The 14,079-nt window shown below is 64.4% G+C and carries 11 protein-coding genes and 3 pseudogenes; 5 read left to right on the top strand and 9 right to left on the bottom strand.

Annotated elements, in window-relative coordinates; translation table 11 throughout:
* Positions 1 to 67 precede the first annotated feature (67 nt).
* Together ACFE99_RS00880 and ACFE99_RS00875 are read left to right on the top strand one after the other, a co-directional pair.
* Positions 68 to 1,558: a hypothetical protein gene (locus ACFE99_RS00880; protein WP_375481520.1), complete on the top strand. Its 1,491-nt coding sequence runs from the start codon at positions 68 to 70 to the stop codon at positions 1,556 to 1,558.
* Positions 1,551 to 2,180: a hypothetical protein gene (locus tag ACFE99_RS00875; protein WP_375481518.1), complete on the top strand. Its 630-nt coding sequence runs from the start codon at positions 1,551 to 1,553 to the stop codon at positions 2,178 to 2,180. The genes ACFE99_RS00880 and ACFE99_RS00875 overlap by 8 nt, the downstream gene beginning before the upstream one ends.
* A gap of 1,117 nt (positions 2,181 to 3,297) precedes the next feature.
* Here ACFE99_RS00875 and ACFE99_RS00870 read toward each other — a convergent pair.
* From ACFE99_RS00870 to ACFE99_RS00830, 9 genes and pseudogenes are all read right to left on the bottom strand, one after another.
* Positions 3,298 to 4,277: pseudogene (locus ACFE99_RS00870) on the bottom strand (DUF3427 domain-containing protein); the annotation flags it as partial.
* An 83-nt stretch (positions 4,278 to 4,360) separates the two neighbouring features.
* Positions 4,361 to 4,618: a hypothetical protein gene (locus ACFE99_RS00865; RefSeq protein WP_375481516.1), complete on the bottom strand. Its 258-nt coding sequence runs from the start codon at positions 4,616 to 4,618 to the stop codon at positions 4,361 to 4,363.
* Positions 4,582 to 5,412, bottom strand: coding sequence for a hypothetical protein (locus ACFE99_RS00860; protein ID WP_375481514.1), 831 nt, complete (start codon positions 5,410 to 5,412; stop codon positions 4,582 to 4,584). Before ACFE99_RS00860 ends, ACFE99_RS00865 begins: the two co-directional genes overlap by 37 nt.
* A gap of 15 nt (positions 5,413 to 5,427) precedes the next feature.
* Positions 5,428 to 6,135, bottom strand: a complete 708-nt coding sequence (locus ACFE99_RS00855) for a helix-turn-helix domain-containing protein (protein ID WP_375481512.1) — start codon at positions 6,133 to 6,135, stop codon at positions 5,428 to 5,430.
* 148 nt (positions 6,136 to 6,283) lie between these two features.
* Positions 6,284 to 6,592: a type II toxin-antitoxin system PemK/MazF family toxin gene (locus tag ACFE99_RS00850; RefSeq protein WP_375481510.1), complete on the bottom strand. Its 309-nt coding sequence runs from the start codon at positions 6,590 to 6,592 to the stop codon at positions 6,284 to 6,286.
* Complete coding sequence (locus ACFE99_RS00845; protein ID WP_375481580.1) at positions 6,579 to 6,824, bottom strand: ribbon-helix-helix domain-containing protein; 246 nt, start codon at positions 6,822 to 6,824, stop codon at positions 6,579 to 6,581. The genes ACFE99_RS00850 and ACFE99_RS00845 overlap by 14 nt, the downstream gene beginning before the upstream one ends.
* A gap of 102 nt (positions 6,825 to 6,926) precedes the next feature.
* Positions 6,927 to 9,227: pseudogene (locus tag ACFE99_RS00840) on the bottom strand (GH92 family glycosyl hydrolase); the annotation flags it as partial.
* Positions 9,228 to 9,311: 84 nt separating this feature from the next.
* Positions 9,312 to 10,181 (bottom strand): hypothetical protein, encoded by an 870-nt coding sequence (locus ACFE99_RS00835; RefSeq protein WP_375481508.1) that lies wholly within the window; start codon positions 10,179 to 10,181, stop codon positions 9,312 to 9,314.
* Between the two features lie 257 nt (positions 10,182 to 10,438).
* A complete protein-coding gene (locus ACFE99_RS00830; RefSeq protein ID WP_375481506.1) occupies positions 10,439 to 10,822 on the bottom strand; it encodes a nucleotidyltransferase domain-containing protein in 384 nt (127 codons plus the stop codon).
* Between the two features lie 322 nt (positions 10,823 to 11,144).
* Here ACFE99_RS00830 and ACFE99_RS00825 point away from each other — a divergent pair, with 322 nt between their 5' ends.
* The 3 genes and pseudogenes from ACFE99_RS00825 to ACFE99_RS00815 form a co-directional block, all read left to right on the top strand.
* Positions 11,145 to 11,891, top strand: a complete 747-nt coding sequence (locus ACFE99_RS00825; protein ID WP_375481504.1) for a hypothetical protein — start codon at positions 11,145 to 11,147, stop codon at positions 11,889 to 11,891.
* Positions 11,892 to 11,903: 12 nt separating this feature from the next.
* A complete protein-coding gene (locus ACFE99_RS00820; protein WP_375481502.1) occupies positions 11,904 to 13,301 on the top strand; it encodes an alpha/beta hydrolase domain-containing protein in 1,398 nt (465 codons plus the stop codon).
* Positions 13,302 to 13,350: 49 nt separating this feature from the next.
* Positions 13,351 to 14,079: pseudogene (locus tag ACFE99_RS00815) on the top strand (TIGR00374 family protein); the annotation flags it as partial.

The raw sequence follows: 14,079 nt of genomic DNA, 5'->3' as shown, positions 1-14,079 counted from the left end.
GAACAATGCCCGGCCGGTCGCCACGGCCGTGGCGACCGGCCGGGCATTGTTCTCCTCGCTGAGCGACGTGTCCGCGACCGACTTCGAAAGCGCGCTGCGGCAATCGGTCAACCACATCGGCACGTTTCTGGATGCCGCGTCGGGTCGACTCGGTCTCGATCATGACCGCGTCCTTATGGGCCGATACGCCACACCGGTGATCACCCGGCTGCTACACCTTAACGGCGGAGGCTTCAACGACAGCGCACACCGCGACAAGGTGCTGTACTGGTATGTCCACTCTGCCCTGTGGGGACGGTTCAGCGGATCAACCGAGACCGTGCTGCAGCAGGACTACGACGCGGTCGAACGCGGCGGTAGCGATGCACTGATCACCACACTCGAGCGCACTCGCGGCGGGCACCTGTCGATCGAACCTGAGGACTTCGCGGGCTCCACCCGCGGCTCTCGCTTCTACCCACTGCTTTATCTGCTCACCAGGGTGGATGGTGCACGAGATTTCGGGAGCGGGCTGGAGCTGCGCGCGGAGCTGCTGGGGAAGCTGACATCGCTGCAAGTCCACCACATCTTCCCGAAGGGACTGTTACGCAACCATGGCTTCGACCGCGGCGACATCAACGCGATCGCAAACTTCTGCTTCTTAACCCAGGACACCAACATCAAGATCGGCATGCGTGATCCGGTCGACTACCTTGCCGAGGTTCAGGACAAGCATCCCGGTGTACTGGAATCGCAATGGATTCCAACCGATCCCGACCTATGGCGCGTGGAGCAGTACCTGGACTTTCTGGCAGCCCGGCGGCAGCTGCTCGCCGGGTCGGCGCAATCGTTCCTCGACAGCCTGCGGAACGCGCAAGCGCCACATGCGGCGGCTCACCTGCAACCTCTGTCAATCGCCGATGAGGTGGCGGATGATCCGCGATCCGCCCAAGTGCGCGACTTGATTGCGGAGTTGGAAAGCCGCGGCTACGCAGTACCAGATACCGAAACTGAGATCGCAGACCCCGCCAGCGGCGCCGTGCTTGCCGTCGCGGAAGCCTTTTGGCCCAACGGGTTACAAGCCGGTGTTGGCGAGCCCGTCGTGCTCGAACTCGACGCTGACGATGCTGATCTTCCCCGGCTGGAAGAGCTTGGCTACAGAGTGTTCACGTCGGTGGACGCATTGCTCGGGTTTGTCGAAAACGAAGGTGCCGCTGCAGCAGGCGAGGCCGAGCCCGCTGAGCCTCAACCTGTTCCGGAGACTGCTGCCCCTGGCGATCTCGTCCGGGAGTTCGGGCGTCGGATGGTCGCCATCTACAACCGAGGACTGAAAGAGGCGAACTACAACGCTGCCTACTTCCGCAGCATGCTGTCTCAGTGGGGGCCGCTCGAAACCGCGCGCAAACTTCTCGCCGCTCCCACGGTCTCCGACGGATTCGCAGCGCTATGGGAACGCGGTCGCATGGACCTCACGGTCGAGGCGCTGGTAATCGACCCGAGATTCGCACCGCTCTTTACCGAAGACGAGGTTCGGGTCGCGAAGCGCCGTCTTGAGCAATTCGGCTACGGCAATGCCTGAGTCCGCCTTCCCTATCCGGATGCCGCCGGCGGTCGAGGCGGCTTACCGGATTCTTGGCGAGCGGGGGCCGCTGTCAGCGGTTGATCTAAGGGATGTCCTCAGATCACAAGGCTTTTCGCAGCCTATCGACCGGCTCGCTCACTACCCGGATCGGTTCCCCAAGAGCTTCCAGCTGACGGACGCAGGACTGCTCTCCGTTGCATCTTCTGCGCCCACGGCCGCTGCTGCCGAGTCAGAAGATGTCAGCGAAGACAGCGAATGGTATCGGCCCACGGACCGTTCCCGCGTTCCGGTCGATCGGGTGGCGGTGCTCGACATCGAGACCACGGGTCTCGACCCTGAAAGAGATTTTGTCAGCGAACTTGCGCTCGTTCGTTTGGACGGCACGCCTCTGACCCATGTCGCGGTAGAACTCCCGGAGGGAGTCACACGGCCGCACAACTGCTTGGGTCCGGAAATGACTCTGAGCCAGGCTCTGCGATCTCTCGAGACGCACACCAGGCAGGTCGACCTGCTAATCGGCCACAACGTACTGGCTTTCGACATGCCGTTCCTCGCCATGGCAGCCAAGCGAGCCGGTATCAATCCCCCGCAGTTGTACAATCGACGGAACCACTGTTAGCGAAAAGGCTTTTGCTTGGACAGAGGCCCACACTGTTCCCGCTTGGGTAGCTGGCACATGGAATCCGGTGCCGCAAGTATATGCATACGCGTCATCTGATGCCGCTAAGGCCGTGGTCGTGGGTATGGCTTCGCTGGTTGCGCTCGGAGTCTGGACCTGCGACGGCGCGGAGTGGTACAGCGTCTCAGCCTCACCACGAGCTGCCGCGGCCAGCACACTGGCGCGGTCCATAGGCTTGGGCGACGCGGACACGGTCAGTGCATTTACTGATCCCAGGAAGGTCAGGCCCTCGTCAATACTAAACGCGGCGCATGCTTCTCTAAATATTAAGCCAATCGGTTCACTTGCGCAGAGCAGCCACCGAGTGGACCCTAATACCACCACCGATGCGCTCGCAGCGTGGATGCCAGCATCACAGATATTCACACCCGAATTGGGCGTACTGCCAACAGGTCTCCGCACTTTTACTGGAACAACGGCTGAACACCCCAAGACCCCGAATGACTCTGGCCATCGGTGCATACGTTGAAGAAATGGTCGCGGTTGAAGATGGGCACGTATGGCGACATGCCGTGAACCTCGCGCCAGGCCAGACGGACGCGCGTCGATTCGACAGCACCACAGGGCATCGACTTGACGAAGGTGTCATCGACCGAGAGGGCCACTTTGGCCCTGACGGTGGGACATGCCCATACTGCGGCGGCAGGACGTGCGCAGTTTGCATAGATCGTTTGGTCTCGTGCGACTGTTGCACCGTACCAATCTGTAAACGGTGTGTTCGTGCACCGTACACCGATCTCTGGCTCTGCCCCGCTTGCGCAGCGTTTCGTCCGCCAACCCGCAGCGAGGCACGCCAACATGGACGGCTCGTTTCTACGCGACACATGCTTATCGGCATCGACTGTCAACACACCGTCGCTGTGGAATATGCGAAACACAGGTGGAATCGGACAAGCCCACATGGTGAAAAGTGCGTAATTGCCAGCCCTTCCGTCTCCAAGTTTCTGAGTGAGCGCCTGACAATTAACGAAACTTCAGCCGAGGAGAGCTAGGCATCGGAAGCGCGCCCGACGGTACGTCAGCGCCGGATGAACAGCGGCATCCAGGGTCCCAATGTTCACGCCACGGCGTCGCGCGACGCCATAAACACTTCTGTCGGCATCGACCGGCGCAGCCACCAGGTGGTCGCCATCGGGCGATCACCTTCGTGTGACACGTAGTCGGCGGGGCCGAGAAAGACATGCGGTGCCGGGCCAAGCGCATTCGTCTTGGCTTCACGGACGAACAGCAGGATGTGTGAGCCCCGGTGTCGGTGATGGACGTAGCGCTGTCCGGTCAGGGATGCCGACGACGTCGTCGACTGCGATTCCCAGTGGAAAAGCTCCGGGCTGATCGCGAAGTCACGGTACATCGTGGTTGGTGAGTAGTCGGTTTCGGTCTTCTTCAAAGTAATCAAAAAGGCTTCGACGTTGACCGATTCGCACCACGCGACACCATCCCGCATGGTGCTCGGGGTGCGGCGCAGCGACGCGAACCCGTGCGCGGCCAGGATTTCCTCGCGTAAGTAGCTGGCATGCACAGCCAGCGGAACATCACTGAGCGCTGGGATGTAGTCGCCCAGCGAATAGGTGCTGCGGTGCGCCGCATCGAACGCGATGTCGATAACCTGGCGCATCTCTTCTACCACGACCTCGTCCTTCAGCGCAGCGAGTCCCGCTGTCACTCTGTCGAAGCCACCGCCGTCGGGAGACAGCGAGAAAAACAGCATTGCGGCCAGCCGCTGTTCGCCTAAGTTCCCAGTCAGCACGTGACCATTCAAGATTGCGCGGTAGCCGGCGTGGCGCAGCCGGTCGTCGACATGAGCGAGCGCGCGAACCCGCTTGACTAGCTCGCGTTCCCGCGCGCCCCGTTCGGCGGCGAGCTTGCCGGCGTCGAGGCACAAGTGGTCCACGACCTGCCAGAGCGCAGCACATCCTCCAGGCCGCGGCCGGAGCCGTCGAGGTGAGAGGCGAGGTCACTACTGGGATGAGCTCGGGCCTCCGAGACCAGCGCGGCCCAGCGGGGCGCCACTTGCTGGCGGATATTTTCCAGCACCAGGACCGCATCTCGTGAAGCGAATCCAGGTTAGCGCACTGGACCGACAAGTCGGTTCAGTTTCCAGGCGCCGTTCACTACGGCCCCTACGGCCCCTCACAGAGTCGCGTGAGCAATGCATGCGCGGCGGCCGGATCGTCGGCCGTCCGGAACACACGGTGCTCGGGCGGCAAGGTTCGCATCGCCTTGCGCAGCACTTTCCGGTCATCACGACTCGCCTGCTCGATCACCGCGCGGGGATCGTTCAGCGCGATACCGGCCAGCGCAACCAGGTCTTGCGCATGCCGCTCGCGGTTGCGACTATCGATTACCCATGCGTGCGCCTTGGCGACGATGGCGCCCAACAATGTTGGGCGACGACGTATCCACTGACATCGCCCACCGTAATCGGGACACGTTCTGCGCGTGCAAGCGCTTGGTTACCTCCCGGAGCCGACAATCCAGGGCGTCCAGTGGTGGTTTTCGGGTAAGACCGCTGACGATCGAGTCCCTCGGGAATCATCACGTCGATCACCGTTTTGTCGCGCGTGTAGCGGTACCCGTAGCCGTCGCTGGTCTGGAGTTCCGTGAAGCCGCGATCTCGCAAGAACTGCGCCGTTGTGGTCAATGCATTGCGGCGTGTCCAGACCCCGACTACCACGTCGCCGTCGTCGGTGGGGCGGTAAGCGGTCACGTCGTTCTCGAGGAGATGCAGAGTCACCATCTGCCCACCCACGAGCACCCACGGCAACGACTCATTGGCGTCGAGATCAACAAGGGTTGTCCACAGCCCCGATTGGTGTACTGGCATAAGTGGCAGCCGAACCGGCTCCCTGCTGACCATCGGTATCCTCGCGGACATGCTGCGCAGCAGGAAATCCCAAGCGCGCAAATCACTTCGACTGATGTCGAGCTCGCCTCCCGCACTCAGCGAGTCCAGCGCGGACAGGTGGTTCACCAGTTCATCGCGGCGTACCGCCGGCGCCATTCCAAGGCGTGTGCGGATACGGCCGACGAGCCGCTGTACCTCTTGTAATGAGGCACGGTGCGTGTCGGAGTGTGCCTGCTTGGCGGCGCGAAACGATGCGTCGACGCTGGCATCGGACTCTCCGGTGATCGCCGCGATCGCGGACAAGATTTCAGCATTACCCCGCTGCATGCCAGCCGCCATGTGTCACTGCCCCAGGCCGTCCAGCGCAGCGGTGATCAGTTTCCGCCCCGCGCTGCAGGTGCGTGCGTCGGGGTCCTCGGCAAGATCGACTCCAACGATCAACCGGGGCGCCACCAAGTGGTGGTCAACAGATGTCGCGGTCGCCAGATGCCACCCTTGGTCAACCACGCGCAGCGTGAGGTTCCCTCGGGCACTGGGAATTAGCGAATAGTCCCGCACTAACCGGTCCCGTACGTCGCTGCTGACGTAGGCGTCCCCGGAGCCTCCGGTGCCCAATCCCAGGCCGTAATCCGATGTCGCACTCACGCCGGTCGCCACCACGCCCTTTTGCCGGAGCACGGCCGAGATGTCACGTTCACCGACGCGATAGCAGCTGACGTCGTCGGCCCGACGCGATAGCCACCGCTGTACCGTCTCGACGCTGAGATTGGTGGCCGCGAGGCGTCGGCGCAGACGGTAGCGTTCGGAGGCGAGTAGCCCATCCGCTCTGCCGTCGGCGAGAGCTGCTGTCGCCCAAGCGATCCGCGGTGACATTGACCGCCCTGTGGCACGTCCGGCGATCAAGGCAGCATGGCGGTCCAGGCTGTCGACATCGATAAGCCACTGACTACCTACCCGACGGGCGCGCAGCGCGCCAGCCTGGATCAGCGCGCGTACTCGCGACGGATGCACACTCAAGCGCTCCGCCGTTTCGCGGGTCGTCAACTCCATATACACAAATATATCGTGCGCGACATAGTTGTGTACATGCTGATGAGTTGATTCCTCACCGCAACGGTCCTTGCACTGCTGAGACTTCAGCTTCCACAGTCGCGCTGAGGCGTTTGCGATTTAGAAGCAGAGTCGAGAGCCCGTACGCTCAGCATCCGGTGCTTGCCCGCAGTATGCGGCACGCTTGGTAGAGACGCGCCGCAGACAAGCGCGTGATCCTGCGACGGAACGCATTGCGCGGCAACGTGTGAATGTTGTCGAAGTTGACGACGCAGTCGCTCGGCACCCCGTCCTCGGCAGCGGTCAGTTCCAGCTCCGACACCAAACCTCTGCGGGTCCGGGTTAGGGCCGCGACGACGACCGCGCCGATCCGGTCTGCCACGGGATCCCTGGTGAGCACCAGAACTGGGCGGTCACCACCTGGGGTGGCAGCGAACCAGAGTTCACCGCGCCGCATCGGCCCAGTCAGCCCAGTCCTCCGCGGGGCCCCAATCAGCGATCTCCGCGAACGCCTTTTCCTCCTCCGTCACGGGCTTTTCGCCGTACGCGCGCATGTCCTGCTCGGCCGCAAGCTCAGCCAAGTGGCGCCGCAGCGCATTGCGAAGCAGCTCAGATCGGTCGATGTGGAGCCGCCGCGCCCACTCCTCGACCTCTGCTGCGTCCGCGTCGTCAACCCGGAAGCTGATCATTGTCATACAGCGATTCTACTGTGTATGACGCCGGTCGGGTCTAGTCGGTCAGCGCGGTTCCTGGCGTTATCACGGCGAAACGTGAAGCTAACGGTCCCGGCCCGAACTGCCTGCACCGAACGACGGCGGCGCGGAAGATTCGGCGGTGCCCCAGACGGTGTTGGGAGTCGCTGAGAGCGAGAACGCGACATCACCGCCGGTGCGGATGATCGACTCCGGCAGAAACGTATGATCCCTCGGCCGACCATCGATACTCAAACCGTTGATGTACTTCAAGCCGCTCGACGCGCCCGGCGCCGATATCCGAATGAATTTCCCTGCGCCAAGCGCGATCTCGGCACGATCGAACAGCGGCGTATTCACCGTGAGAATCCCGGTTCCCGGGGTGATCGGATACAGGCCCAGCGCCGCCCAGACATACCAGCTCGACATCGCGCCCAGGTCGTCGTTGCCCGGCTCGCCGTCGGGTCTGGGCCCGAACAGCTCGCTCCGAACCCGGTCGACGGTCTCCTGCGTCTTCCACGGCTGACCGACGTAGTTGTACAGCCACGGCACCGCAAAGCTCGGCTCGTTACCGATCCACATATACGGGTCATCGGGGCCCGCGTTGAGTTCGGTCGTGAAGCGGTCCAGCCGCTCGGCCACCGCCTCCCGACCGCCGAGCGCAGTCACTAACCCGGCGATGTTCTGCGGCACCATCCAGGTGTACTGCGCGGCGTTGCCCTCCTCGAATCCGTCCTGACCCAAATCCGAAGTGGGCCCAGACGATCCCGGCCACGGAAGGAAAACACCGTCGGCGGTGCGCGGCGTGATGTAACCGGTCAACGGATTGAACAAGTTATGCCAGTACTGCGCCCTGTTCTGAAATTCGCCGGCGATCACGGACTCGCCCAGCGCGCCGGCGAACCGGGAGATGGCGAAGTCGTCGACCGACCACTCCAGCGTGATCGAGGCCCCGTCGAGCCCATGATCACCGCGAAACTCCTCGGTCTGCGGCGCGTAGCGGTGCTCCAGGTACGTCGCAATCCCCGGCCGCTCCACGTAATCGCCTCGCGCCGCACCACCGTCAATCGCCGCCTTCAGCATGTAATACAGCGCCGTTTTGACGTCAAAGTCCTTTGCCACGAACGAGTAAAAGCTGACGATCAGCGGCACCACACTGTCCACTGTCATCTCCACGGTCGCCGCATTAGCCAGCGCACAACGCGGTAACGACCCGCTCTGCCGAGCATCATTCACCAGCGACTGCGCCATATCGCTGGCCCGCGCCGGAAACAGCAGCGCCTGCAACGCCGCCAGGCAGCGGTAGGTATCCCAATCGGAGAAGTTCGCGTACTGGGTATGCCCGCGCGCCACCGTGTGCACCACACCGTCGAACCCGAGGTAGCGGCCATCCGCATCGTCAAACGTGTTGGGATGCAACAACGAATGGTACAGCGCGGTGTAGAACGTCTTCACGTCGTCGCTATTGCTGCCCGCCACCGCGATCCGCGACAGCGCGGCGTTCCACGCGCTCGATGCGGCCGCGCGCACGTCGTCGAAGCTCCCACCGCCCTCGGCGGCCAGATTGGCCCACCCCCCGTCAACGCTCACGTAGGACAGCGCGGTGCGCACCTCGAGCACCGAACCGTGCGTAAACTCCACCCATCCCCCGCTCCACCGCGAATCTGCGCTGCGCGCCCCGGCAAACACCGAGTCGCCGTCGAAGGTGCCGTAGGAGATAAACGGCCGGCTGAACTTCATCGCAAAATACACCGTGTAGCTGTTGTTCTTGCCGCAGAAGTCGCCCGTGGTCGCCGATCCGGTGATCGTGGTGTTGTCCTCGCCGATCCGGATGCTCGCCGCAAAGTTGCCCGCCAGCGACCCGCCGGTGCGCACATGCAACAGCGCGGGCCGACCGTCGTGCGGATAGGTGAACCGGCCCACGCCGGTGCGGGTAGTGGCGGTCAGCTCCGCGCTCACCCCGGTATCGGGGAACCGCACCGTGTAGTAGCCCGGCACACCGACTTCGCTGGCGTCGTGGGCGATCCTCTCCCAGGCCCACCAGGGGTGCTCGCCGATCGCAGTGGTGGTCGGCAGCATCGGGATATCGCCGAACGCGTTACAGCCCACCGAGGCATGGGTCATGGAAAACCCGGTGGATTGCTCGTTGTCGTGGTCGTAGCCGGCGTAGGTGTCGGTGGTGTCCGGCGAGTACTGCACCATGCCGAACGGCAGCGAGGCGCCGGGGAAGTTGTTGACCTCCCCAACCGTCTCGCTCGACCCGGTGCCGATGAGCGTGTCGACGTGCCCGGCGGGGTTCGTCACGAACGCGGGCTCCTGGGCGTGGGCCGCGACCGGCGGCGCGCACGTCATGCCGACCACCACCGCGACCAGCGCGGTGACGGCCCTCCCTAACGGCATAGCTGTCTCTTACTGCATGGCCGCCACGTTCGGCGGGCGTTTCGAGATAGGCGGAGGCCCGAGCCGTCGCGCCCTGGTCGAACGTCAGGTTGCCGATGACGTAATCGTCGCGGCTTCGGACTCAGGCGCTTCCCCGAATCGGGCCAGTACCAGTGCCCCGGCGACTGCTATGGCGAATCCCACGACAACCATCCAGCCCAGGCCCTCGCGGGTGCGGTCACCCAGCCATGCCACTCCGACCAGCGCCGGCGGGACCGTCTCACCGATGACCATCCCCGCGACGGCCGTGGTCACCGATCCGCGGCTCAAGGCGGATGTCAGCAACAGAAACCCTGCGGCCCCGCCTGCGATCACCGCGTAGACGGCCGGGTTGGTGTAGAAGCTGGCTTTGGTGGGATCGATCGGATCGGTCAGGCGCACGCCGATCTCGACGACACCGAAGCCGCTGCCGGCGCCGAGCCCCAGGGCCAGTGCGCGTGTCCGGTCGCCCAATCGGCCTGCGGCTGCGCCCGCGACGAACACCGCGGCGACCACGCCCAACAATGCCCACTCGAGGCCAGCCGGGCCGTGCCCGGAACCCTCCGGTCCGGCAGCCAGCCCGAGCATGGCGAGGCCCACACACACCACGGCCACCGCCGTCCACTCGACGGACGACAGCCGCGCGGCCAGCATCCATGCGGCCACGATCGCGGTGACTGCCAGCGAGGCGGCCAACGCGGCGGCCACGACGTAAATCGGCACCAAGCGCAGCGCCACTACTTGGAACACAAAACCAAGTGCGTCGAGGCAGAAGCCCGCGACATAGCGCCACTGCCGCACGGCGCGCAACAGCAGCGCTGCGTCGACACCCGAGCCGCTCCCGGCTTCCACCGAGCGCGTCGCCACGGCTTGCAACACCGTCGCCGTGCCGTAACACACCGAGCAGCCCAAAGCGAACAGCAAGCCGATCAGCACACACCGACGATACGAGACAGCTCAGCCCGGTGCGCCGAGTCGTCGGCTGAGTCTGCATCAGTCGGCCACGCGTCGCTACTGGCGCTCGGCTGGCTGGGTGATGAATGCGGCCACTCGTTCGACGAAAGCCTCCAAGTCGCTCAGGGACGCCGCGCAGCCATATCGGGTCGACCCTGCGGGCCTGCCCCGCCGCGGATTCGCGACGCAGAATGGCCAAGTCGTCGGTAATACCGCGCAGCAGCCGGAGGACTCGCGCCTCATCGACCACGGCGCACCGCTTCGGCAAACTCCTTGTGGGCCCGAGTGATTCGTGGCAGTTCGTCGAGGTAGATCTTGCGCGTCGTCGCTTCCCAAGCCACCCGGGTGGACGGGTCTTTTTCGAATAGCAGCGTGCCGTGCAACGCAACTCTGCCCGCAAGTTCCAGTGGAGCGTTGTCTAGGACGAGCAGGTCGACGCCGGCGGGCAGCAGAACCTCGAATGCCTGCGGTGGCTGGTGTCCCCCGAAATATGCGGCGATGTCGATGTCGGAGGTTTGCCGCGCCGTGTTATTCGCTCGACTGCCGTGCAGGTAGGCGAACGCGGCGCCGTGACGCCGCAGCGCCTCGACGGCCTCGGCGGTTCGCGTCGCGACGTCGCTCATGTATGGAATTGTCTCATCACCGTCTGGCGATGCGGCGAAGCGACGTCCTCGACGGGCTTGGAGTCGCGGTTGCGGCGCTTGGCGCCATGCGCGTTGATCATGCCCGTTGGGTGATAGCACATGCGACATCAAGTTGGCAGAGGCATTAATCCCTGAGCCAGTGACTGATGTTGCCTCACGGGTTTAACTTCACCCACAGGTTGATCTCTGCGGTGGGTGGTGCGGCTGATATGCAACCGCGGCCGCGACAACCCCGGCGCGCCGTCGTCGATAGCCCAGTTCGCCGCGGCGGCGCGGACTGCACTACATACACTGACCGATCGTGGGCATTCTGTTTGGGTTCGTCCCGTGGGTCGTCTATTGGGTGCTTGTCGGCAACATTCCTTTCATCGTTGCCGTGCTGGCTGCGCTGGCGATCGCCGTCGCCGCGCTGCTGATCAGGCGCGGCGTACTCCAAATCGGTGCAGTGGCAACGTTTTTGGTGCTGACGGTTCTGACGTATGCGCTGGGCCAAGAGTTCTTGGAGCGGTGGATCCTGCCGTTGAGCAATGCAGGGATCTTCCTGGTGGCGCTGAGCAGTGTGGTGATCGCCAAGCCGTTCATGCGGGAATTCGCCGGGGCCGACCTGCCCGCCGGGCTGGCCAACACCGACTTGTTCGCCCGGGTCACCACGCTGCTGACCTGGTTCTGGGTCGCCGTGTTCGCCGCCATGACGGTGTCGTCGTCAATCCCGCCGATCGTGGATGCCGACGCATCGATTCTCGAGCGCAAGACACCGCTGTCGTTCCTCGGCTACTGGCTGATCCCGTTTGCGCTGCTGGGGCTGGCCGTACTCACGTCGCGGATTCTGCTCGACAGGATGACCGCCGGGGCAGCCGACGTCGTCGCCTACAGCGAAGCCACCATCGACGAGCTGTACTACCTGGCCCAAGAACACGCCAACCGCGAAGTCGGTCCCGGTCAGGAGGCCTACGAGGTCAAGGTCGGCGCTAAGGGAGAGCCGCTGACCGGCGACGAGTCCCGGCTCTCGTGGCCCTCGACCTACAAAGTGCGCCAGCGGCGCCGCTAGGACACCGGCGCGATGACGGTCGTCACACCGGTACCGGGAAAACCCAACCTGCTGTTGGGCCGCTTCGACATTGCCGAGCTGGGTTATGTCGCCGAGGAGTTCTTCGTTTCCGGCACCGCATCGTCGTATCGCCCCGCAGCGGAATTAGGGCCTGACGGATGCTGGAGCGTAACGCCCTCGGCGACAGCGGATTACACCACGCGGATCGTGGTGCTCACTCCCGCCGATCCGGCGACGTTCAACGGCACAGTACTCGTCGAGTGGCTCAACGTCAGCGGCGGCATCGACGCTCCAGCGGTGTGGTTCATGGCCCATCGCGAAATCGTTCGCGCAGGCTACGCCTACGTCGCCGTCTCGGCCCAGCAGGTGGGCGTCGAGGGCGGTGTGAGCCGAGGCGGCTTCGACATGTCCCTCAAAACACAAGACCCCAAACGGTATGCGCCGCTGCACCACCCAGGCGACGCGTTCTCCTACGACATCTTCTCGCAAATCGCCGCTCTGATCCGTCGACACAATGACGTGCTGCGCACGCTGACTCCCGAACATGTTGTGGCACTGGGAGAGTCGCAGTCAGCGTTCTTCCTCACCACCTACGTCAACGCCGTCGACCCGCTCGCCAAGGCTTACGACGGCTTTTTGATCCATTCCCGATTCGCGCCCGCCGCACCGCTGGACGGCACCTCGATTTTCGACGCCGCGCAGCCCCGCATGCCGCACGCGGTCGCCTTCCGCCCCGACCTGCGCGTTCCGCTGATCACAGTCATCACCGAAACCGACCTTGTCGGCGGCCCAGAGACGGGCTACTACCTGGCCAGGCAGCCCGACACCGAACGCCTGCGAACCTGGGAGATCCCCGGCACCGCTCATGCCGACAACTACACGATCCAAGTGGCGCCGATCGACACCGGTTTCACGCCACTGGAAGAAATCGTGGCGGCTTACGCGCCCACCCGCACGCTGATGGGTCAGCAGCTGGCGCACGCGATCAACTTCGCCCCGCAGCACCACTACGTCGTGCAGGCCGCGCTGGCCCGACTGTGCGAGTGGGTCCGCACCGGCGAGCCGCCGCCGAAAGCCCCCCGCATTGCGTTAACCGAAACCGACCCACCGAAGCCGATCCTGGATTCGAATGGGCTCGCGCAGGGTGGCGTCCGCACCCCGTGGGTCGACGTACCCGTCGCGCGCACAACCGGTTTCGGCACCAAAGAAAGCGCGATGTCCGATCTCTTCGGCTCGGGCGAACTCTTCGATGCCGCCACCCTGCGCCGGCTCTACCCCGGCGGCGTCACCGACTATCTGCAGCGCTTCACGACAGCACTTGACACGGCCATCCAATCCGGGTTCATCCTGGCGGCCGATCGCGACGAGATCCTGCAGATCACCGCGGCTACCTACCCGGACGGCCAGTAGTTCTCGGGAATCCGCTGACATAGCAGCCGATTCCAAGGATCGTGAGACCATGCGAGTTGACGGGCGCGACATCACCGTATCCGGCGACTTGCTGCAACCACTGACCCGACGGACCAACGACATCCTGCGGCTTGTGCTGGCGGGGGTGTTCGTCGCGGTCGTGATCGCGAGCTCGCTGATCACCCGCCCGCGGTGGGTCCAGCTGGAGAAATCCATCTCGCAGATCGTGGGCGTGCTCTCCCCCACCCAATCGGATTTGGTGTACCTGCTGTACGGCCTCACGATCGTGGCGTTGCCGTTCGTGATCCTGATCGGACTGATCGTCGCCCGGGAATGGAAACTGCTTGGCGCCTACGCGGCCGCCGGGGGTATCGCCATCGCCGCGTTGTCGATCAGCGGTAGGCGCATCGCCGCGCCGGGCTGGCACTTCGACTTCTCGGAGCGGCTGTCCACGCTGCCATCGCAATTCCTCGACGACCCGCGGTGGATCGCGATGCTCGCGGCGGTGCTCACCGTGTCGGGGCCCTGGCTGCCGGCGCGGTGGCGACACTGGTGGTGGACGCTGCTGCTGGCGTTCGTGCCGATCCATCTGGTGGTCAGCGCGATCGTGCCGGCGCGCTCGTTGCTGGGGTTGGCGGTGGGCTGGTTCATCGGCGCGCTGGTGGTCCTGGTGGTCGGCACGCCCGCGCTGGAGGTGCCGCTGGACGGCGCGGTGCGCGCGATGGCCCGGCGCGGGTTCGTCGTCTCGGGGCTGACAGTCGTGGGGCCGGGCGGGGGG

Origin of the sequence: uncultured Mycobacterium sp. (assembly GCF_964249325.1) — a bacterium.
In the GTDB taxonomy this organism is placed as follows: Bacteria; Actinomycetota; Actinomycetes; order Mycobacteriales; family Mycobacteriaceae; genus Mycobacterium.
This window is presented reverse-complemented; position numbering and strand designations above follow the sequence as displayed.